This window comes from Bacillus sp. Leaf49, from assembly GCF_001426125.1.
In the GTDB taxonomy this organism is placed as follows: domain Bacteria; phylum Bacillota; class Bacilli; order Bacillales; family Bacillaceae; genus Bacillus; species Bacillus altitudinis.
Genome location: NZ_LMRK01000012.1, coordinates 25,959 through 48,534, shown reverse-complemented (window position 1 = coordinate 48,534; position 22,576 = coordinate 25,959). Strand labels below are relative to the sequence as shown.

Below are 22,576 nucleotides of genomic sequence, written 5' to 3'. Positions count from 1 at the left end.
AGTTTAATGTCGATATAGTAATTATTACAAGGAGGGTTAATATATGACAAATACTATCTTTAAACGTTTATTATTACCAGCATTATTATTGGCGCTTGTTACTAGTTTTTTTGCACCTAAGTCAGCGGAAGCAGCAATTACCGGGAATAACAGTCCTAACACTGCAAGTTCAATGGGATATTGGAAAAATAGTCGTTCAGACACGACAATCTTACCTGAAGGTGAAAATGAAGCGTATTATCAGTTTACGATCAATAAAGGTGAAAGAGTTTATGTCAGAAGTTCGTATAATAAGCAATATACTGGGATGAAAATCGAGGTTTATAACTCAAAATATTCTGATGCGAAAACAGAAGTAATTAATCCTGACTCAGTAACACCCTTTATTTTTGCAAATACTGGTGACGTGACTTCAACTTCAGAAACTTATTTTGTGAAAGTAACCCGTGGTACATATACCGGAGACATGTATTTTTCTGTTTCCATTCAAGATCGTATCAAATCTGGAAATGGGACATTCAATTTTACGGGGACGGCTACAAACTTGGGGAATTCTTCTTTAAATTTTTTAGGGGTTGATTCTTCTGTCATTACAATGGATTTAACGAACAATTCTTCTATTCCTAAAAGTGCAATTGTCAAATCGATTACGACAACTAGCACTCAAACACCCAACCAAGGGAATGTCACACACAAACTAATGGCTAGTGATAGTAACATTTGGTATCAATCACTTTTCTCCTCTGCAACAAGTGGTTCTTATCGTATATCTCTGGATGATCAATTAAGAGTCGCTCAAAAATGGAGCTTTAAGTACAACGCAAAAGCTACCGCGAGATCTACTATGAGCAATGTCAAAGCCGATATCCGTTACGAATATGATGTCACAGATGGATTTTAAGTGAATGATGTTAACAGATATGTACACCAATTGATCAAAAAGTAAGGGCACATCCCTTACTTTTTTTATTGCCTCATTTTTGATGTTATATGTTATTTCGCCACTTTTAAAACAGCCCCTCCTCTTTCAACACGCTCTCTAGCAGAACCCCGACTGACCATTTCATTTTGTTATGAATGAAAATGTTAAAAAGAAGAGTAGTGTATTTTTGTATGAAAGGACGGTGCTTGGTATGGCGGAACTTCTCGATGACCGGCTGCCGACGCAAAATATAGAAGCAGAGCAGGCCGCATCAATGAATTGGGCGAAATTAACATTTACATAACTTTATGAACATTTGACTTTATAATTAATAACTATTATTATTTGGTTTGCTCACATGATAATTGAGAATCATTTTCATTTGAAGTTTTCAAGTAATACTCTCATCCAACCAATATTCACAAGTCTGCTTTTATCACCATATGAGGATCATTTTGAGGAAGGGAATTTTTATATATGTTGAAACACCCTGAAGGAATGGGTACTGAGAATTCACTTTTCGGAGAAAGCCGCCCCTTTTTTATACCTGGGACGGAGCAACTGGATATCACAGCACACCCATACAGACTTTTTATATTTAAACCGAATGCTACTCCTCCAGCGGCTGGTTTTCCAGTCATGTACGTACTTGATGGAAATTCGCTTTTTGGCACAATGGTCGAAGCCATTCGTTTACAGTCAAGAAGACCTGAAAAAACAGGAATCATACCTGCAATCATTGTTGGAATTGGCTATCAAACAGAAGAATCCTATCATCCGCTTAGGCATTATGATCTCACTCTTACCGCCCCTGATGCTTCCATTGGGAGGAAAAGAAAGGACTTCTCCAACCATACATATGGCGGCGCTTCTACTTTCTTTTCTTTTTTAGAAATGACGGTAAAGCCCTATATCGAACAACGCTTTCCGATCAACCAAAGTCGTCAAACACTGTTTGGGCATTCTCTTGGTGGTCTTTTTGTATTACACACACTATTTGAGCACCCTGATGCTTATCAGACATATATTGCAGGGAGCCCTTCTATCCACTGGAACAAAAAATTATTTCTAGAAAAAGAACACCAATTCACCAACTATATACGTCAGGTGCCTATGGATGTCAGGCTGCTTGTAGGTGTAGGTGAGTTAGAAAAACATCATCCATGTCAAATGAATGATCATGCCAATTCACTAGCAAATCGTATGTTGCCTTTATCGTCATACGGCTTGCATACTGCCTATCACGAGTTCCCTGAAGAAGGACATACGTCCGTTTTGCCGGTGCTGATGAATTATGCTTTTCGTTTTGCACTCTATCATGATGATCCTTTAACAACCACAGACATGGAAAAAAGCTAGTGAACACACGAAACATAGTGATCTATCTCAAAAGATTGCCCTTATCACATGCGCAGGACGGACAACGAATGCAAGTATTTCTCTACACCCTACGCACCCTGATCTCCATCAGGGTGCTTTTTTGACAGAATAAACACACCATTTTCCAGCTCTTTCTGATACAATTCAATTGAGAATATTTATCAATTAATAAGAGATCAGGTGGTTTTATGGGAAACAATCATCAATTATGTACAAAGGTAAATGCTGAACAATGCATTTATCGATTAACATATACTGAAAAAATAAATAATGCAGATCTTCCACATACGGAGCAGCAGTTTTCAGATACTTTCTGCCTCCTCTTTAACATAAGCGGCAGCGGTTTACTTACATTGAATGATCAAAGATGGCGATTGAAAAATCTGACTCTCTATACGATGATGCCTGGGGAAACATTTATGTTGAAAACAGAGCCACATCAAAAACACGAGCTCTATCTGTTTCGCTTTCAGATGTACACGCCACAAGGTCAAAGCATAGAAGAAGTATCAACTGAACAAGCCCGATCTTTACTGAATGTATGGCAATTTATCGATATTAGCTCGATTGAACACATTCATTCTTTACTGTCCGACATGACAGCAAAATGGCAAAAACCTGAATCCATTAGCTTTTTTAGAAGCCAAACCCTTTTTCAACAGCTCATCCTGCAGCTTTTCACACTGCATAAAGAAGACATTTGTGACACAACACACGCCCTTTTCAAAACAAAACAATATATCGATCAACATTCCGAAGAACCTCTCAGCCTTACAAGTCTATCTCATATGGCTGGTATCAGCGCCAATCATTACAGCGAGCTATTTAAAAAGCATTTTGATGTGAGTGTCACTGATTATATCACCAAGAAAAGACTGGCTAGAGCCAAACAGTTCATGGCGAAAGGTCATGCAAAGCTCAAAGACATTGCACAGGACATCGGCTATCAAGACCCCTATTACTTTAGCCGTATCTTTAAGAAAAAAACGGGTATCACTCCTTCTGCTTATATGAACAGCCGTCAACGGAAAATGGCTGCCTATGGTCATTCCATACTCGGACAGCTCACACCTATTCATATCATCCCATATGCTGCCCCTCTTCACCCTAAATGGACAGCACATGATTTTGAGCATTATGCAGAAGAAATTCCGATTCATCTGAGTGCACATCGTATCTACGAGCACGCTGAAGCCAATTTACAGCAATTGAAGGAAGCACAACCTGAGCTGATCATTGCCAATGATCATGTGACAGAGGAAGAAAAACAAGTGTTGAAAACCATCTGTCCTGTTCACTTTGTTCCATTCACACAATTGGATTGGCGCGCTCAATTCAGACAAACAGCTCTGTTCTTAAACGAAACGAGGGAAGCAGAAGAATGGCTCCTTCATTACGAAGAACTCGTCATTCAAGCGAAAAAGGCATGCCTTATTGATCATCCACCAAGAACCGTCCTGCCTCTTCGTATCTTTCAAGATCAGCTCTACTTATCTGTCAATCGTACTATGGCAGAAGTAATTTTTCATGACATTGGCCTTCTACCAGCTTTTCAGAATGATGGACAGCTCATCGAAAAAAAAATCAGCATTCACTCTATACAGCAGTTAGACCCCGATGCCATCTTCCTCTTGTTGCATAAAGAACCAAAAACCATTGCTTTTTATCAAAAGTTAAAGCAACAGGAGGCTTGGCAAAATCTCAAGGCTGTGACGCAACAAGCCGTCTATCCACTCGCTTCTGACCCTTGGCGTGAATACACAGCAGCCAGTCATCAACGAGTCATTCAGGACCTTTTATCTTTTTTTCCGTAAAAAGTCCATCACTAGACAGATCATTGTCTATGGATAAAAGGACGAATGACTACTACAATCTTTAATTGAGAACAATTATCAGTTAAAGGAGAAAATAAATGAAAAAATGGTTCGCATTGCTTATCCTTTGTATCATGACGATCACCGCAGCAGCCTGTGGTGCTGCAGAAAATAAACCGGCTTCAAACACAACCAAAAGCAAGTCAGCTGAAGCAGCAGAAACAAACATCAAATATTTAGATCAAACGTACAAACTCAAAACACCAGTGAAAAGAGTCGTCATTGCTGGAAGCCTAGAATCGATGGAAGATGCAAAACTACTTGGTATCGAGCCTATTGGTGCTTCTACTGTCGGCGGCACTTTCCCTGAATTATTTAAAGACATTACAGCAAAAACAGAAGGCATTGGGGAAAAAACAGAACCGAACCTAGAAAAAATCTTAAAACTAAAACCAGACGTGATACTCGGATCAACCAAGTTCCCGCCTGCAACAATTAAAAAACTAGATAAAGTTCAAACGACGATCCCAGTATCACATGTCTCTTCCGACTGGGAAAGCAACCTTTTATTACTCGGTGAACTGACTGGAAAAAGTGAAGAAGCGAAAAGCATCATTTCTGATTATCAGAAAGATCTCAAACAAGCGAAAGAAACCCTGAAAGACAAAAGCAACAACAAAACAGCTGTCATTTTACGCATTAGACAGGGCGACCTGTACGTGTACCCTGAAGACGTATACTTCAACTCTACTTTATATGGGGACTTAGGATTTACAACACCAAGTGATATCAAAAAAGCCAAAGCACAAGCAATGATTTCATTGGAACGCCTAGGTGAACTCAATCCTGATTATATCTTTGTTCAGTTCTCCCAAGAGGAAAACTCATCGAATCCAAATGCATTGAAGGACTTAGAGGGAAATAAAATTTGGAACAGCCTAAAAGCTGTGAAAAATGGACACATCAATGAAAATGTCGTTGATCCTATGCTTCAGGGAGGAACAGCACTAAGCAAAACTACCTTCCTTGATCAGGCTGTCAAATGGCTAGATCAAACCAACTAAAAAGATGCGCATCTTGACAAAGGGCTAAACATTTTAGCCCTTTGTTCTTCTTTTCAGCGGAGCTTGAAAACTTGAAGGAGAGAATACACATGAACGGAACGTTTCTATATAACGAATTGAACGGGCGGCAGCTTGATATTTACCTTCCACCGGACACCTCTATTGATGTTCCAGCTGTCTTTGTACAAGATGGCTCTTCTTTATTTAGAACCCACCTGCTAGAGATCGAAAGCATGATTGAAGCCAAAACCATCTCGCCAATCATCATCGTCGGTATACACCCCTTCAATCGACTTGACGAATATACACCCTGGAAGGCATCAGCACTGCATTCTGGATTCCCTGACTTTAAAGGTGAGGCACAGACATATGTGTCATTTTTAGCAAATGACTTGCTTCCATATATCAAAAGAGAATACCCAGTCAAACAGACCGGTCATGAACATAGCCATGTAGGTGCTTCATTAGGTGGACTATTTGTTATTTATACCCTATTGATGCAACCTACCCTTTTTCAACGTATCGCATCCCTCTCCGGGTCATTTTGGTATCCAGATTTTCTACCGTTTGCTAAACAACAAAGCATTCAGTCTGTGGACCACCTTGTCTATTTGTCTGTAGGCAGTGAAGAAGGGAAAGGCAAAACATCTGTCCAACAGCACATGCCTTTATTCAACAAACAACTCCATGATCTTTTATTACAGAAAGGCATGCAGGAACGAAAGCTTCACTTTCACATTGAACAAGGAGAGGGCCACCATCTGAAACAATTTCAAAAAAATTTCTTATCGGCCATCAAGTGGTTTTATAAAAGAAAACCTTAATTTTTTATCAGCAAGGTACAAAGTTGATATGGTATATTGGAACGTATAGATTGAAAGAGGAGGGATTTGCGCATGAGACCTTTACAAATCTCAGCCGATACCGCACAAAAGCTTGCTGCATCACTCAATGTACCGTTAGAGCAAATCATGCATATGCCGCAGCACATCTTATTAGCTAAATTAGCGGAGCTTGAACAGAAGAAAGATCGTTCTTAAAGAAATAAAGGAGTTTACATTCATGGAACAACAACTAGAAAAATCAACATTTCATCCTCGCAGTACAGGTCAAACCATTTTGCTGATTGCTGGGATTTTACTCATTGCCTTTAACCTGAGGCCAGCCATTACGTCTGTTGGTCCTGTGATCGGTGCCATTCGTTCTGATTTACAGCTATCAAATGGACTTGCTGGTTTCCTCACGACATTACCACTGCTCTCATTCGCATTGCTATCTCCCATTGCACCTAAAATCGGAAAACGTCTTGGGAATGAACGAACACTTTGGCTTGGGCTTGCTGTCCTGCTCTTTGGGATTGTCATTCGTTCATTTGGCAGCATCACCTTTTTAATGATGGGAACGGCGCTAGTTGGCGTCGGGATTGCGATTTGTAATGTGCTTTTACCTGGACTTGTGAAACATAAATTCCCTGCACATGCTGGATTAATGACAAGCGTGTATACGACATCGATGTCCGTTTTTGCTGCACTTGCATCTGGTGTCAGCGTTCCGCTCAGTCATGCGATGCCTGGGGGCTGGAATACATCATTCCTTGTCTGGGCCGGACTTGCCCTTCTTGCGATGATGGTGTGGGCGCCGCAGCTTCTTCATCAGAACACAGCTGCTGTCAAAAGCATTTCGCTCAAAGAGCAGCCAATATGGCGTTCACGTGTCGCATGGCAGGTGACCTTTTTTATGGGCTTGCAATCATTCCTTTTCTACAGCAGTATCGCATGGTTTCCTGATATTTTGACATCACATGGCATGAACCTGGCGACAGCGGGATGGATGCTCTCTATTATGCAGTTCACTGGTCTGCCATCCACCTTCTTAACGCCCGTCTTTGCAGAAAAATTAAAAACGCAAAGACCGCTTGTCGTCGGCCTTGTCCTTGTGTATTTACTCGGCATGATTGGACTCCTTCTCGGAGGGTCGACGCCTATTCTTGTCATCTCTGTGCTATTCATCGGCGTCGGACAAGGGGCCAGTATCAGTCTTGCCCTCACATTTATCGGATTAAGAACAACCAATATGGAACAAGCAGCTGCCCTCTCTGGAATGGCGCAGTCACTCGGTTATTTATTAGCCGCTGTTGGTCCATTCATGATCGGTATCCTTTTTGATGTGACACATACATGGACACCAGCCATTATCATCTTTATCATCGTCCTATTTTTCATGTTTATATCCGGTATGCGTGCTGGACGAAGCGTCTATATTTCAGATCCGTCATAAACAAAGGGGTAAAATGAACTTTATTTTAGCCCTTTGTCTTCTTTTCAGCGTGATAGAAAACCTTTGCAGTCTAGGAAGGGCGAGTACTGGCGCGGAGCGAATTTGACATTCGTGAGCACCAGCGCGCAGGACTGACACCGAATGCTAGGGTTTGTCTACACGCTAAGAACCCGTCTCACGAGGAGACGGGTTCTTTTCTGTTTATGCTTGTTCTGTGACGTGCACCTTTAATGTTGCTTGTACTTCTGGGTGAAGCTTCACCGGTACATTTGTGTATCCTAACGCACGGATGGCATCATTCAACTCGATTTTACGCTTATCGAGTTTGATTTGATGTTCTTTTTGCAATTTATCAGCGATCTGTTTGCTTGTGATCGATCCAAATAGACGACCGCCTTCACCTGATTTAGCAGTGAGTTCCACTGTCAGCGCCTCAAGTGTTTCTTTTAATTGTTTCGCTTGCTCAAGCTCTTGGATGGCATTCTTTTTCTCTTTGTTTTTCTGCCCTTCCAATGCACTTAGGTTCGTTGGAGTTGCTTCAACAGCTAACCCTTGTTTGATGAGAAAGTTGTGAGCGTATCCGTCAGCTACATTTTTGACTTCGCCTTTTTTCCCTTTGCCTTTTACGTCTTTTAGAAAGATGACTTTCATCTTTGAACCCCTCCTTCGAAATATTCGTCTATGGCAGCTTTTAACTTCTCTACCGCTTCTTCAATGGTTATACCATAAATCTGGGTCGCAGCGTTAGTCAAATGACCGCCGCCATCTAATGCTTCCATAATAATTTGAACGTTGATATCCCCTAACGATCTTGCACTAATACAGACCGTATCGTCATCTCGCCTTGCGACAGCAAATGATGCTTCAACCTCACTCATCGACAAGAGAGAATCAGCCGTCTGTGCGATCGTAATTTGATCATAATACTCAGATCTGTCAGACGGCAAGGAAGCAATCGCTACCTGATTTTGATACAGCTCTGTATGCTGAATGAGCTTTGCCCGTTTGATGTAATGATCGACTGTCTCTTTCAAAAACTTTTGCACAAGGACAGGATCTGCCCCTTTTGCACGAAGGTAGGATGCTGCATCGAACGTTCTTGACCCCGTTCTGAGGGAGAAACTCTTCGTATCCACGATAATCCCAGCAAGAAGTGCTGTGGCCTCAATCATGTTAATCCGCAATTTCTTCGGCTGATACTCTAACAGCTCTGTCACAAGTTCTGCTGTAGATGAAGCATACGGCTCCATATAGACAAGTAAAGGATCACGGATAAATTCCTCACCACGTCTATGGTGGTCAATGACAACGACGTTTTCGATCTTATTTAGCAGTCGTTCTTCCATCACAAGCGACGGTTTATGTGTATCTACGACCACAAGCAATGTGTCATCCTTTGCAAGCTCCATCGCTTCCTCAGGCGTGATAAAACGGGACCAAAGTTCTTCATAATTCTTAATTTCACTAATTAAGCGTTGAACGCTATCCCCAATCTGGTTGGCATCAATGACGATGTAACCTTCTTTTCCATTCGCCTGAGCAACCTTTAAAATCCCGATCGAGGCACCGATAGAGTCCATGTCGGGGAACTTATGCCCCATGATCATGACATTACCGCTTTCAGATACAATTTCTTTTAAAGCATGTGAAATGACCCGTGCGCGTACTCGTGTCCGTTTTTCCATTGGATTGGTTTTTCCACCGTAGAATTTCACTTTCCCATTCGGCTGTTTAATCGCTACCTGATCCCCGCCTCGTCCGAGGGCAAGGTCAAGACTCGACTGCGCAAGTGCGCCAAGTTCTTTTAAAGAAGGAACAGACGCACCGATTCCAATACTAAGGGTAAGTGTGGCGCTATGTGCCCCTGTTTTCTCACGAACCTCGTCTAAAATGGAAAACTTCGACGCTTCAAGCTCTGCTAAGATGCTCTCGTTTAATACAGCCATAAATCGTTCAGATGAAATTCTTTTTAAGAAAATGCCGTATTCTTGTGCCCAATTGTTTAACAGCGATGTGACTTCACTATTTATCGCGCTACGCACCTGATCATCAAGCCCCTGCGTCACATCATCATAATTGTCTAAAAAGATATAAGATAACACCGTTCGTTCATTTTCATACTGTCTTTCAATCTGCACTTGTTCCGTGACATCAAAGAAATATAAAAGGCGCTCTGACCGTTTAATAATGACTTTGAATTTCCGGTCATTCAGCGTCACATTTTCTGTCTCAACCTCTTGTTTAATAAGAGGCACAATGGATTCAAATGTATCATACAAGGATCTGCCGACAAGTGTGCTTTCATGGAAGCACGAAGCGAGAAATGGATTGGTCCATTCGATATAATATTGGTCATTAAACAGCATAATACCAATTGGCATCTCCATTAATGCTTCTTCTCCAACCTTTTTGACTCGATAGGATAATGTTGAAATATATGAATCAATCTCTTTTTGTACCTGCGTATCTGCCCACTTTAAAAAGTAGAGCACACCCGCAAGGACTAAAAGACCAACCGCTCCTATGATCCAATTAAAATAAAGGTTGAGGAGGACTGTGATCACCGCAAGAACAATTAACGCGAAGATCGGATACTTGATGACAGGTTTTCGATAGAAGCTTGGCACTGATATCAACTCCTCAACATTCAGAGTGAATTATTTGTTTTTACTTTTTCTCTTAAATCAAAGCCTATGTCAGCAATCCCTATAATACGCACAATCACACCGATTGGCGGAAAGAGAATCGTCAATACGACGGCAAAAATGGGTACCACTTTTGAGATGTTTTTTTCGTGGCAATAATAGAAGATAAAAGAAAAGCCCTGAATAAGCACCAGTATAAATAAAATTTGAAAAGCACTCGTTTGCACGAGCGATAAAAAGCTGCCTTTCTCCGGCTGAATCAGCATCAAAAGCAGTGTGAGTAAATAATACCATACCATGCTTTTTGGCAGCCGCATATCCTTAAATTTCTTAAGAGCTGGCATGTCTGGAACAAACCGTTTGATCAACGGCCGCATAAACCAATGATTGACGAAAGACATGAGCGTGACAAAAATCAAAAGCGCTACAGGTAAAGAATTTAATGCCGTATCCTGCATCTCTCTAAACTGCTTGAGTTGTTTTGCTATGTCCTGATCAGTAGCGCCAGATTGTTTTAAGGTACTCTCTACCATCGGCATGATTTGGTCAATTGATTCCTTGGCGACACCCAGTATATCTACTTGAAACAGCTGGACACTGACAACAAAGTAAATGAGAAAACTGAATAAGTAGATCAGCGCACCCGTAATAATAGCCTGACCTGGCTGCCTCCTTCTGTAGAAAACACCCATACCTACTCCAACAGCAATCAGCATTGGCGCACTTAACAGCCCATTAATAGACCCAATTAAAAAGCTGATCACTATGCCAATAGCGCCAGCCGCAATTCCTTTTTTCAAGCCATGCCTGATTGTATAGAGAATGATCGGAATCGGAGCAGCCATGAAGAAAATAATGGCTAAAAGTGGCACATACAAATAAAACAGCGTCATGACCGCAAAAATACTGATCATGATAGCGCCTTCTACTAACGCTTTTGTTTGTTTCACACCTTCACCTCAATCCAATCATTTTTCTATATCTTGCTCAATGTGTACTTCTATGTATACGTACGATGTACGCTCCGTCATATCTTGACCCAACCTTTATTTTACCATAGCCGTAAATCGCAAGTAAAATGCAGGCTATTCCAAGAGCGTTTCACGTGGAACAACTTAGATCGTCTTGTACATGCAACTTTTCAGACAGCATGTTACAATTTTTTAGATTATTCTTAGCTATAAACCCTGAATTCAAGGTCAAAAGCTGTTAGAATAGAAACATCATCAATAAAAGTAAGAAGGAGAATTCACATGGGAAAAACACTCGTATTCGGACACAAAAACCCTGACACAGACACGATTTGCTCTGCTATCGCTTACGCTGATCTGAAAAACAAAATTGGCGTTCAAGCAGAAGCTGTCAGACTTGGAGAAATCAATGGAGAAACACAATACGCATTAGATTTCTTTAAACAAGAAGCACCTCGTTTCATTGAAACGGCTGCAAACGAAACAAAACAAGTCATTCTTGTCGATCATAACGAATTCCAACAAAGTGTAAGCGATATTGATCAAGTACAAGTGACAGAGGTCATTGACCATCACCGTATTGCCAACTTTGAAACAAGTGAACCTCTTTACTATCGTGCTGAGCCAGTTGGCTGCACAGCAACGATCTTAAACAAAATGTACAAAGAGCACCAAGTCACAATTGAAAAAGAAATCGCTGGTTTGCTTTTGTCTGCGATCATTTCTGATTCCTTGCTATTCAAATCCCCAACATGCACACAGCAGGATGTTGATGCTGCGCATGAACTGGCAAAAATCGCAGGAGTAAACCCTGAAGTATATGGTTTAGAAATGCTGAAAGCAGGAGCTGACCTAAGCCAAAAAACAGTTCAAGAATTAATCACACTGGATGCAAAAGAATTTGCACTAGGTAACAGCAAAGTCGAAATTGCACAAGTTAATACAGTTGATATCGCTGAAGTAACAGCAAGACAAGCTGACATCGAAGCAAAAATCAATGAAGTCATCGCAGCGAAAGGTCTTGATCTATTTGTTTTAGTGATCACAGACATTCTAGAAAATGACTCTCTTGCGCTTGCCCTTGGTGCTGAAGCAGCAAAAGTAGAAAAAGCATTTAATGTCACACTTGAAAACAACACTGCTTTACTAAAAGGTGTTGTATCAAGAAAGAAACAAGTCGTGCCTGCACTAACAGACGCACTTTCTTCATAAACATAAAAAGACTGCTGACATCTTCAGCAGTCTTTTTTCTTCTTTTAATGAATGTACATATCGCTGACGAGAATATCCTTTAGCACGCTTGTTGGAATCGTGAATTCAACTACACCCATGTAACCAGGCGCCACATCATATTCGTTGAAGGAAATCACCAGTTTGCCTTTTGAATTGATATAGAAGCTTTGATCTGGCTGAATCTTCTTAAACGGATCAACCGTATCTTGCTTCGTCATCCAGTAAATCTTATTTGAATCCTCTTTCATCTGTTTCTTCATTTGTTCTTTAATATTTTCACTAATCACATCAATATAACGGTCATCTTTAAATAGACTTGGTAATGTAATGAGTACATGGTTTTTCTTATCCACCGTATCATATGTCATTTCCTCTGCCGCAGAAGCCTGAGTCGTCACCTTGTATCGACCTAGTGAAAGAATTTGATCATTATTTGTTCTTACTTCATATCCGCTCTCTACACTCAAATGACCATTTTTATAACCCTTTGTTTCCTTTTCAAAATCTTGATACAGCTTTTTGTTTTCAGCTAAATATTTTTGATTCAGGCTGTCTTGTAATTTTCCGTCCCCAAGCCCTGAAACATGTGGTGTTTTGAGATCAATATTTGTTCCCTGATCACTCTTTTTAAATTCTGTGAACGTCACGACTTTCACAAGCTCTCCAATGACGGGTACTTCTGAAATCGCTCTTGCTGCCTGCGGACTGACATTTACAGTGGTGACAAATAAAGCAGCTGCAGCAACAAGTCCAATCGTCCATTTCTGAAAATGAGGTTGCTTGTTTTTTCGTTTTAATGTCCGTTCAACCATAGCATCGTATTCCGGGGGAATAGGGATTTCTAGATATTCCTCTTTTAACTGTTCCAAATGCTTATCCATTTATATTTCCTCCTGCGATAATTCTACTTTTAAAAGCCGCAACGCCTTATATAATCTTGTTTTGATGGTATTTTCATTTTCTCCAAGAATATGAGCAATGTCCTCTAGCTTTAAATCCTCAAAGAATCTTAATATAATGATGACCCGATACATCTCCGGCAAATCTTCTATTGCCCGTCTGACGTCTTGATCCTCATAGACATCCGATTCACCCTGTGATAAAAATTCCAGCGTGTCATCGTCTGTCACTTGCACACGCTTCTTCTTTCGTAAAAAGTCGAGGGCAGCGTTTACGACGATTTTATAAAACCAGCTATGCATCTTGGTCGCATCCTCTAATCGGTGAACAGATTTGAGTGCTTTATGAATCGCCTCTTGAACGACATCCATCGCATCTTCTGGGTTTTTGACATAGCTATAGGACAATCGATAAAAACTGTGTTTATGCTCCATTACGTAATCCGCAAATTGATCATCAATCTTTCGTTTCTTCATTTTACAAAGAGCTCCTTTATCTTAAATGCGCATCTGTTATTTCTTACATTGGATAGACGCGCACCTGTTAAAAATAGTTTGCGCTCCATTATTTTTTTAACATGTCATCCCATTTACGTTTCTATACAAAAAGAGCGAACCTGACGGGTTCACTCTTTTAAAGCCGTTATTTTTTGATAAACAAATGGTTTAAGTGGTGAAAGCGGATGAATGATGGACACTCCTGTTTCCTGCTCCACCTGCTTTGCAGCGTGAACCATCGAGAGCTGCATCACACATATATCTCCATGCTGCTTCACAGATTGCCTTAACTGTTCCATAATTCGCTCATGGTAGGCTTGTATATCACCGTTCAAGCAAAGATGAAAGACATCCTCTAGCACAACCACTTCTGCCTTCAACTGCTTTCCCCGCTCTTTTACATATGAAGACAGTCGCTTCATCGTTCCTTCTACTGTATCTGGGTTTGAAAACACCAGCTGAAGCGGACCCTCTCGCTCACAAATCTGCTCAAATAACGGCTCATCTATCGGAACAATTGGTTGTTTGAACAGGTGCTGCTGCTCCCCCAAAGCCGCAATGTATTGTGTACACGTTAATAAAACAAGATCAGCCTCTCCTTCTTGCATGAGTCTGTTGATAGCATAGGTTTGCTGCTGCTCAAGATCAAATGCGGGATCTTGTTTGGCTCGTTCCATAAAGGATGAATCGACGATGTGATGGAGATCAAATCCTGTATCATAAAAAGCGTCGTCAATGTAAGAAATATTAGATGAATGTGCGTGAAGACAGTGTAATCGAATCATTAGGTCCGCTCCTCATAAAAGTTTTCACTCATTATATCAATCCTTGTATGAAATAGGGAGCAACATGACCATATTGTTAGGGAGATATTGAAGGAGGGATTCTACCTTGAAAGAAGATCAACAGCCTACATCATCTTCAGAGTCAGAAGAAACCTTGACGAATCGCCAAGGTCACCCGGTAACAGATAATCAAAACATGAGAACCGTTGGGAATAGAGGGCCGACTACGCTTGAAAACTACGATTTCCTAGAGAAAATCAGTCATTTTGATCGTGAACGCATCCCTGAACGTGTCGTTCACGCACGAGGTGCCGGCGCACACGGATACTTTGAAGCCTACGGTACATTCGGTGACGAACCCATTTCCACTTATACAAGAGCCAAATTATTTCAAGAGAAAGGAAAAAAGACCCCTGTCTTCGTTCGATTCTCTTCTGTTATTCACGGCGGACATTCACCAGAAACTTTACGCGATCCGCGGGGATTTGCGATCAAATTTTATACAGAAGACGGCAACTGGGATCTCGTTGGGAACAACCTCAAAATTTTCTTTATTCGAGATGCTTTGAAATTCCCTGATTTGGTTCATGCCTTTAAGCCTGACCCTGTCACCAATCGTCAGGATGGTGAGCGCATTTTTGATTTCGTTTCACAATCACCTGAAGCAACACATATGGTGACATTTCTCTTCTCGCCATGGGGCATTCCTGCCACATACCGGCACATGCAAGGCTCTGGCGTCCATGCCTATAAATGGGTGAATCATGAAGGAAAAGCAGTGTTGGTCAAATATCACTTTGAACCAAAGCAAGGAATTCGCAACCTGACACAAGAACAAGCCCAAGCCATTCAAGGGGAAAACTTTAATCATGCCACACAGGATTTATATGAAGCCATTGAACAAGGGGATCATCCTGAATGGGAAGTATACGCGCAAATCATGGAAGATGACACCCACCCCCATCTAGACTTTGATCCACTCGATCCGACAAAGCTCTGGTACAAGGATGACTATCCATGGAAACCGATCGGACGAATGGTGCTAAACAAAAATCCAGAAAATTATTTTGCAGAAGTGGAACAGGTTGCCTTTGGGACGGGGGTTCTTGTAGACGGATTAGATTTCTCAGATGATAAATTGCTGCAAGGACGTACCTTCTCATACTCTGATACGCAGCGATATCGTGTCGGGCCAAATTATTTACAGCTGCCGATCAATGCACCGAAAAAGCATGTTGCCACCAATCAGCGAGATGGGCAAATGGAATATCATGTGGATCAAGGAAAAGGACAAAACCCCCATGTGAATTATGAACCGTCCATTCTCGGAGGATTAAAAGAAGCGCAGCAAGATGGAAAGGATCATACGCCTTTTGTAGAGGGTGAAGTCAAACGGGAAGCCATTGACCGCCCGAACAATTTCGGACAAGCCGGAGAAACCTATCGTCGCTTCAATGATTGGGAACGTGAGGAACTGATTAAAAACTTAGTCAACACCTTAGCTACCTGCCAAAAAGACATCCAAGACCAAATGATCGAAAACTTCACAAAAGCTGATCCTGACTACGGAAAACGTGTGGCCGATGGCTTAAAAACCTTCAAACAAGAGGAGCCAAGCGGACCCATTGGATCAACAGGCGCGGCACAGGCTGTCAACGATGCGATCAACAACAGCACACCTTCAGATCCTTATTAATGAAAAAAGAATGCAGCGGAGTGGCTGCATTCTTTTTGTATACATCTATTAAGCGTTTTGACCTTTTTTGATCCATTCTGCTACATTGACTGTACGTTTCGCCTGATGTTTTGCGGCTGCTTCTGCATCCTCTTGGATCTTTCCATTTTGGTCAACAGTCACACTCACACCGTAAGGGTTACCCCCTGCGCCGTATAGGGAATCATCCGTGTATCCAGGAGCGGCAATAATGGCTCCCCAGTGGAACATCGTTGTATACAGGCTCAGAACTGTCTGCTCCTGTCCGCCATTTGGGTTTTGTGCAGATGTCATCGCACTCACTGCTTTGTTTGCTAGTTTCCCTTGGAACCATAAACCGCCTGTTGTGTCTAAGAATTGCTTCATTTGAGCCGGTAAGTTACCGAAACGTGTCGGCATGCTGAAAATAATGGCATCTGCCCACTCTAAGTCACTTAACTGAACCTCAGGGACATCTTTTGTTTCATCTAAATGTGCTTTCCATGCTGGATTTGATGCAACAACTGCTTCTGGTGCCAATTCAGGAACCTTTAAAATTTTGACTTCAGCACCAGCTTCTTTCGCTCCAGCCTCAGCCCATTTTGCCATCTGATAGTTTGTACCTGTTGAACTATAATAAATAATCGCTAGTTTTACGTTTTCCACTTGTTCCATCTCCTTTTGTTTGGTTTGCCCAAATAGCTTCTGTAAAAATCCCACCTGTATTCCCCACCTTATTTAAATTGACGACGATACCACAATGCCGCAGCATCGACTTCTTCTCTCGTTAGCTGATGTCCACGATTTTCCCAATGAAGCGTTACGGATGCTCCCGCCTCCTGAAGCAGTTGCTCTAGTTCCTGAGATTCCTCAGGGCGACACATTGGGTCATTTTCACCAGCTGCTATAAAGACTTGTTTCCCCGCTAATGAAGGTAATGAAACCCCTCGTCTTGGGACCATAGGATGATGCAGGATCGCTCCTTTCAGCGCATCTCCGTAATGGAATAACAGACTTCCAGCAATATTCGCCCCGTTTGAATAGCCGATGGCTACCACATTGTGACGATCAAATCCATACTTATCTGCTGCTTCCCCGATAAATGTATATAATTCCTCTGTACGCTCAATTAAATCTTGCTCATCAAAAACACCCTCTGCCAAACGCCTGAAAAAACGCGGCATGCCGTTTTCTGATACATTTCCTCTCACACTAAGAACAGATGCTTCAGGATCTACCACTTCTGCAAGCGGCAATAAGTCTTGCTCTGTCCCGCCAGTTCCATGCAGCATGAGAAGGACAGGTTTTTGTTCATTCTTTCCTTTTTGAAAAAGATGCTTCATCATGAATCTCCTTTCCCTTTGATTTCTCTTACCTCAATCGGCAGCACGATTTGTTCAATTTGACTACGCTGCGCCTCATATTGCGGTGGCAGTTTCAACGCTTCACCCATCGTTTCCACAGATTCATCATGTGCAAACCCTGGAGGATCGGTCGCAATCTCAAATAATATGCCGCCAAGCTCTCTAAAATAAATCGCATTGAAATAATTTCGATCTTGCACAGGCGTCACTTGATATCCGCTTTGCGCCACATGTCTTTGCCAATCTAATTGATCCTGATCATCTGTTGCTCTCCACGCAATATGATGTACAACACCCACGCCCATACGTCCTCGTGCAACAGGTGTCTTGTTCACATCAATGACATTGCCGATTTCTCCAAACGAACGGAATCTCACATAATCTCCTTCAGTGCCGACTTTTTCAAGTCCCATCGTTTGCTCTAGCAGCTGCATCGTTTGCTCAGGCTGTGAAGTTAATAAAACAGCTCCACCAAATCCTTTAATCGCTACTTCTGGTGTTACCCCATTAAATGTCCAGTCATTCTGTTTTCCTTCTTCACGCTCTACAAGTTCTATCAATAAACCGTGCGGATCTTCAAATGAGAGAAAGGCCTCACCAAAACGTTCAATCATTTCATAAGAAACGTCAAACTGCTCAAGCCGTTCCTTCCAAAAAGAGAAGGCACCGGTCGGTACGACATATGTTGTCACACCTACTTGACCTGCTCCAATTTGTCCCTTTTGTGCACCTGGCCAAGGGAAAAACGTAATAATGGTACCTGGAGAACCTCCTTCATTTCCAAAATATAAATGGTATGTGCCTGGATCATCAAAATTGACGGTCTTTTTCACGAGACGCAGACCTAAAACACTTGCATAAAAATCAACGTTCTCCTGAGGATGACCAACAATTGCTGTGATATGGTGAATTCCTGCTGTTTTCTTCACTTCTAATGACCTCCTCTTCATGACGTAACATGTCCCTACTCATTATGTCTTGACTGACGCTTTTATATTATCTCGAATTCGAGATATATGACCAAAAAATATATTTATCTCGAATTAAGGATATTCCTTTTTGAAATAGATGTCAATGATTTTTGTTTTTTTCTTTTCAAAAGCAGGCCGCTTTGTATATAGCAGACCTGCTTTCCCTTGATTATTGAAGCAATTTTTTCTTTTTTAAATAGGCTTCAGCTACTTGGAATGCATCTTTCCCCTTCACATTGACTTCGTAATTCATTTCTCTCATCTCATCATCTGTGATTTGACCAGCGAGCTTGTTGAGAGAGGCCTCAATCTCAGGATACTCTTTTAATGTCTCCTGTCTTAGCAAGGGCGCTCCTTGATAGGGCGGGAAAACATGCTTATCATCATCAAGCACCTTCAATTTGTATTGTCTCAATTCACTGTCTGTCGAATACGCATCGACCAACTGAATATTCCCTTTTTGAATGGCGCGATATCGAAGTTTCGGTTCCATCGTGACCACATCGTCAAAAGAAAACTGATAAGCTTTTTGAATGCCTAAATATCCATCCTGACGATCAGAAAACTCTAAAGTAAAGCCAGCACGTATACGATTCTTGATTTGACCCAGATCTGAAATCTTTGATAAATCATATTGATCCGCTAGTGATTGAGGCACGGCTAAAGCATATGTATTGTTATAAGCCATCGGCTGAAGAAGCTGAAGCTGAAAGGATGACGCCAAACCTTGGCGCGCTTGCTCATACACTTTTTCCTTATCCGTGCTTTTCGCTGTTTCTTTCAGAAATTCAGAAATCGCTGTCCCTGTAAATTCAGGATAGATGTCAATATCACCAGACCGCAGTGCTTGAAAAACAAAGGACGTCTTACCAAGACCAGGCTTAAGATTGACTTGGATATCTGTATCCTGCTCAATTAAAAGCTTATACATGGAGATCAAAATTTCAGGCTCTGACCCCAGCTTCCCTCCAATGGTGATCTCTTTCTTTTCTTGTTGAAACAGCAATGGGGCAGCGACAACTGCTCCTGCTATTACAGCAAAGACCGTCACAGAGATCACGGTTTTTTTAAAGGAGATTTTCTCAAGTGTCCGCAAGACCACATCAAATAAGAGCGCAAGTAATGCAGCTGGAATAGCACCAATGATGATCAAAGACATATCATTTCGATCAATTCCAAGCAAAATCAGACTCCCTAATCCACCTGCCCCAATAAGAGCTGCAAGAGTGGCTGTCCCTACAATCAGGACCATCCCCGTTCGGATACCTGCCATGATCATCGGCATAGCAAGAGGGAGTTCTACTTTTAATAAGCGTTTGCGGTGATTCATTCCCATAGCGAGCGCCGCTTCTCGCAGCGACGGATCGACCTCACGAATGCCTGTATATGTGTTCCTTAAAATAGGAAGAAGAGCATAGACGACAAGAGCGATAATTGCGGGCACTTGACCAATCCCAACGAGAGGAATCAGCAGTCCAAGCAGCGCCAAAGACGGAATTGTCTGCAAGACAGCCGTCACCCCAATGATCCACTCTGCTATCTTAGGAACTCTCGTTAAATAAATCCCTAATGGAATGGCAATCAAAATCGCTAGAAATAACGCAATGAAGGAAATTTGAATATGCTCAAGTAAGGCGTGTCCGAGCTGATCTTTTCGAGCCCATAACACACTGGTCCATTCATTCATGTGTCTCGCCCCTCTCAGCAGAAGTACCGGCTAAATACTGAATCACCGCTTGACGAGTGATGAGCCCGATCCGTTCCCCATCCTTCTCAAGAACAAGCTCTTCATGCTCTGCCAGTCGAGATAGAACCTCTTCCAGCGTCGCATGGATGGAGACCACCTCATCGCCTAACAGATCATCTTGAGGCATGGGCTGAGAAATAGTTGTCAGCTCAAATGCTTGATGGTCTACATGACGGGCAGCTCCTGAAACAAACTCCCGCACAAATGGAGTAACTGGATGCTGAATCAATTCCTCTGGGCGTCCAACCTGCACCACTTTTCCTTCATTCATAACACATATCCGATCTCCAAGCTTCATGGCTTCCTGCATATCATGTGTCACAAAAACGATGGTCTTTTGAATACGGCGCTGTAACTCAAGCAGATCATCTTGTAATTTCTCTCTCGTCAGTGGATCTAACGCACTAAAAGGTTCATCCATTAGGACAATCTCAGGATCAGCAGCAAGTGCCCGTGCTACGCCCACTCGCTGCTGCTGTCCTCCTGAAAGCTCTGCTGGCTTTCGATGTCGATAGGTAGCAGGCTCAAGCCCCACCATGAACATCAACTCATCAACACGCTGATTTGTCTCAGTCCGCTTCCATTGTTTCAGCTCTGGCACTACAGCAATATTCTCTTCTATGGTCATATGAGGGAACAATGCTATTTGCTGAAGCACATAACCAATATCCCAGCGCAGCTCATAAATATCATAATCGCTGATGGTTCGACCCTTTATGTAAATCTCACCTTCTGTAGAAGAGATGAGACGATTGATCATTTTCAAAGTCGTCGTTTTCCCGCTTCCACTAGGCCCAATCAATACAAAAAATTCACCTTTCTGAATTTCCAAATCAACAGATTGAACGGCATAGCGGTCATCAGAAAATTGCATCGATACATTCTTAAATTCAATCATCTTCCCACGCCCTGACTGCAAGTATATTTTAAAATACCAATATGACAGATTAACCTAGTATTTGTATAGAACAAACTGTCACGTTGACTCTCTTTTTACATACTTCCCCTAGTTAGACTGCCAGAAACGACTTTCTCATAAAAGTGAGACAAATAAAAAAAGCGAAGAGCTCAAGGCCCTTCGCTTTTAAGTCAACGACTTACTCACCAGTAACGTATGGAAGTAATGCCATTTGACGTGATTTTTTAATCGCTAATGTCAATTTACGTTGATACTTAGCGCTAGTTCCTGTTACACGACGAGGTAAAATTTTACCACGCTCAGAAACAAACTTTCTAAGAAGATCAACATCTTTGTAATCGATGTGCGTGATTCCGTTAGAAGTAAAGAAACATACTTTACGACGTTTCGCACGACCGCCTCTGCGTCCACCTGCCATTTGTTTTCACACCTTTCCTTTGGTCATTTTTTTCAGATCAATTAGAATGGCAAATCATCATCGGAGATGTCAATCGGTTTACCATCATTCGCAAATGGGTCATCATTGAAGCTATTTCCCTGATTACGATTTTGGTTGTTTTGATTGCCATATGGATTTTGACTTGGTTCATTTCCAAATGGATTCTGATCATTTTGGCTGCCGCCATAATACTGGCCTCCGCTATTGCCACCGCCGCTGTATCCACCTGAACCAGCACCGCCGCTTTTAGGCTCAAGAAATTGAACACTTTCAGCTTGAACTTCTGTCACGAAGACACGCTGTCCTTGCTGGTTTTCATAGTTTCTTGTCTGCAAGCGACCGTCTACACCGGCAAGACTTCCTTTTTTCAAGAAATTAGCCACGTTCTCGGCTTGTCTTCTCCAAGTAACACAGTTAATGAAATCGGCTTCACGCTCTCCAGATTGATTCGTAAACGTACGATTCACAGCTAGAGTAAACGTGGCTACAGCCGCACCATTAGGCGTGTAGCGAAGCTCAGGGTCTTTTGTTAGTCTTCCGACCAATACAACACGGTTTAGCATATTGAAAGACCACCTTTAAATATATATTTCAATGATTTATTCTTCTTCTTTAACAACAATGTGGCGAATGATATCGTCACTGATCTTAGCTAAGCGGTCAAATTCTTGAACTGCTGCAGCGTCAGATTGAACGTTTACGATTTGGTAGAAGCCTTCACGGAAATCGTTGATTTCGTATGCAAGACGACGTTTACCCCAATCCTTTGTTCCAGTGATCTCCGCACCGTTAGAAGTTAACACGTTATTAAAACGATCGATAACTGCTTTTTTAGCCTCATCGTCAACTGTTGGGCGGATGATGTACATAACTTCGTACTTTCTCATCTGATTGCACCTCCTTTTGGTCTAAGCGGCCCTATACGGGCAAGGAGCAATAAATTATATTACTCACA

Annotated in this window: 23 protein-coding genes; 9 read left to right on the top strand and 14 right to left on the bottom strand. The window is 41.9% G+C overall.

Features of this window, described 5'->3' with window-relative positions:
- The first annotated feature begins 43 nt into the window (after positions 1–43).
- From ASG46_RS07025 to ASG46_RS07000, 7 genes are all read left to right on the top strand, one after another.
- Positions 44–901 (top strand): hypothetical protein, encoded by an 858-nt coding sequence (locus ASG46_RS07025; protein ID WP_008347513.1) that lies wholly within the window; start codon positions 44–46, stop codon positions 899–901.
- A 498-nt stretch (positions 902–1,399) separates the two neighbouring features.
- Positions 1,400–2,281: an alpha/beta hydrolase gene (locus ASG46_RS07020; RefSeq protein ID WP_056703842.1), complete on the top strand. Its 882-nt coding sequence runs from the start codon at positions 1,400–1,402 to the stop codon at positions 2,279–2,281.
- Between the two features lie 209 nt (positions 2,282–2,490).
- Positions 2,491–4,116, top strand: coding sequence for an AraC family transcriptional regulator (locus ASG46_RS07015; protein ID WP_056703840.1), 1,626 nt, complete (start codon positions 2,491–2,493; stop codon positions 4,114–4,116).
- Positions 4,117–4,214: 98 nt separating this feature from the next.
- The gene (locus ASG46_RS07010; RefSeq protein ID WP_056703837.1) at positions 4,215–5,180 is read left to right on the top strand and encodes an iron-hydroxamate ABC transporter substrate-binding protein; all 966 of its coding nucleotides are present in this window, start codon (positions 4,215–4,217) and stop codon (positions 5,178–5,180) included.
- Positions 5,181–5,269: 89 nt separating this feature from the next.
- Positions 5,270–6,004: an alpha/beta hydrolase gene (locus ASG46_RS07005; RefSeq protein WP_056703834.1), complete on the top strand. Its 735-nt coding sequence runs from the start codon at positions 5,270–5,272 to the stop codon at positions 6,002–6,004.
- Between the two features lie 72 nt (positions 6,005–6,076).
- The gene (locus tag ASG46_RS20465; protein ID WP_008347524.1) at positions 6,077–6,220 is read left to right on the top strand and encodes a YycC family protein; all 144 of its coding nucleotides are present in this window, start codon (positions 6,077–6,079) and stop codon (positions 6,218–6,220) included.
- A 22-nt stretch (positions 6,221–6,242) separates the two neighbouring features.
- Positions 6,243–7,457: a CynX/NimT family MFS transporter gene (locus ASG46_RS07000; RefSeq protein ID WP_017368453.1), complete on the top strand. Its 1,215-nt coding sequence runs from the start codon at positions 6,243–6,245 to the stop codon at positions 7,455–7,457.
- A gap of 201 nt (positions 7,458–7,658) precedes the next feature.
- Here the strand turns inward: ASG46_RS07000 and rplI are convergent, their stop codons facing one another.
- From rplI to ASG46_RS06985, 3 genes are read right to left on the bottom strand one after another with little or no spacing between them, the layout of a single operon-like run.
- On the bottom strand, positions 7,659–8,108 hold the full coding sequence (rplI, locus tag ASG46_RS06995; protein WP_007497423.1) for a 50S ribosomal protein L9: 450 nt from the start codon (positions 8,106–8,108) through the stop codon (positions 7,659–7,661).
- The gene (locus tag ASG46_RS06990; protein ID WP_017359884.1) at positions 8,105–10,084 is read right to left on the bottom strand and encodes a DHH family phosphoesterase; all 1,980 of its coding nucleotides are present in this window, start codon (positions 10,082–10,084) and stop codon (positions 8,105–8,107) included. Before ASG46_RS06990 ends, rplI begins: the two co-directional genes overlap by 4 nt.
- Before the next feature lie 20 nt (positions 10,085–10,104).
- Complete coding sequence (locus tag ASG46_RS06985) at positions 10,105–11,052, bottom strand: YybS family protein (protein ID WP_056703832.1); 948 nt, start codon at positions 11,050–11,052, stop codon at positions 10,105–10,107.
- A 303-nt stretch (positions 11,053–11,355) separates the two neighbouring features.
- On the opposite strand from ASG46_RS06985, the gene ASG46_RS06980 reads away from it, so the two are divergent.
- Complete coding sequence (locus ASG46_RS06980; RefSeq protein WP_056703829.1) at positions 11,356–12,285, top strand: manganese-dependent inorganic pyrophosphatase; 930 nt, start codon at positions 11,356–11,358, stop codon at positions 12,283–12,285.
- 44 nt (positions 12,286–12,329) lie between these two features.
- Here ASG46_RS06980 and ASG46_RS06975 read toward each other — a convergent pair whose 3' ends face one another.
- From ASG46_RS06975 to ASG46_RS06965, 3 genes are all read right to left on the bottom strand, one after another.
- On the bottom strand, positions 12,330–13,187 hold the full coding sequence (locus ASG46_RS06975; protein ID WP_017368457.1) for a DUF3298 and DUF4163 domain-containing protein: 858 nt from the start codon (positions 13,185–13,187) through the stop codon (positions 12,330–12,332).
- A complete protein-coding gene (locus ASG46_RS06970; RefSeq protein WP_007497431.1) occupies positions 13,188–13,682 on the bottom strand; it encodes an RNA polymerase sigma factor in 495 nt (164 codons plus the stop codon). It abuts the gene before it with no gap.
- A gap of 149 nt (positions 13,683–13,831) precedes the next feature.
- Entirely contained in the window at positions 13,832–14,488 is a 657-nt protein-coding gene (locus ASG46_RS06965; protein WP_056703826.1) for a hypothetical protein, read from the bottom strand.
- 106 nt (positions 14,489–14,594) lie between these two features.
- Here ASG46_RS06965 and katX point away from each other — a divergent pair, with 106 nt between their 5' ends.
- The gene (gene katX / locus ASG46_RS06960; RefSeq protein ID WP_056703823.1) at positions 14,595–16,184 is read left to right on the top strand and encodes a catalase KatX; all 1,590 of its coding nucleotides are present in this window, start codon (positions 14,595–14,597) and stop codon (positions 16,182–16,184) included.
- 48 nt (positions 16,185–16,232) lie between these two features.
- On the opposite strand, the gene wrbA is transcribed toward katX, so the two are convergent.
- The 8 genes from wrbA to rpsF all read right to left on the bottom strand — a co-directional run bounded on the left by wrbA (position 16,233) and on the right by rpsF (position 22,508).
- On the bottom strand, positions 16,233–16,856 hold the full coding sequence (gene wrbA / locus ASG46_RS06955; protein ID WP_045034926.1) for an NAD(P)H:quinone oxidoreductase: 624 nt from the start codon (positions 16,854–16,856) through the stop codon (positions 16,233–16,235).
- A 59-nt stretch (positions 16,857–16,915) separates the two neighbouring features.
- Entirely contained in the window at positions 16,916–17,527 is a 612-nt protein-coding gene (locus tag ASG46_RS06950; protein ID WP_024718443.1) for an alpha/beta hydrolase, read from the bottom strand.
- Positions 17,524–18,495 carry a ring-cleaving dioxygenase gene (locus ASG46_RS06945; RefSeq protein ID WP_171465983.1) on the bottom strand — a complete coding sequence of 324 codons (972 nt, stop codon included), beginning with the start codon at positions 18,493–18,495 and terminating at the stop codon, positions 17,524–17,526. Before ASG46_RS06945 ends, ASG46_RS06950 begins: the two co-directional genes overlap by 4 nt.
- 190 nt (positions 18,496–18,685) lie before the next feature.
- A complete protein-coding gene (locus tag ASG46_RS06940) occupies positions 18,686–20,203 on the bottom strand; it encodes an ABC transporter permease/substrate-binding protein (protein ID WP_056703818.1) in 1,518 nt (505 codons plus the stop codon).
- Entirely contained in the window at positions 20,196–21,161 is a 966-nt protein-coding gene (locus ASG46_RS06935) for an ABC transporter ATP-binding protein (RefSeq protein ID WP_056703814.1), read from the bottom strand. The genes ASG46_RS06940 and ASG46_RS06935 overlap by 8 nt, the downstream gene beginning before the upstream one ends.
- Positions 21,162–21,360: 199 nt before the next feature.
- A complete protein-coding gene (gene rpsR, locus ASG46_RS06930; protein WP_008347556.1) occupies positions 21,361–21,600 on the bottom strand; it encodes a 30S ribosomal protein S18 in 240 nt (79 codons plus the stop codon).
- A gap of 41 nt (positions 21,601–21,641) precedes the next feature.
- On the bottom strand, positions 21,642–22,184 hold the full coding sequence (gene ssbA, locus ASG46_RS06925; RefSeq protein WP_007497456.1) for a single-stranded DNA-binding protein SsbA: 543 nt from the start codon (positions 22,182–22,184) through the stop codon (positions 21,642–21,644).
- A gap of 36 nt (positions 22,185–22,220) precedes the next feature.
- A complete protein-coding gene (rpsF, locus tag ASG46_RS06920; RefSeq protein ID WP_008347557.1) occupies positions 22,221–22,508 on the bottom strand; it encodes a 30S ribosomal protein S6 in 288 nt (95 codons plus the stop codon).
- Between the last annotated feature and the right edge of the window lie 68 nt (positions 22,509–22,576).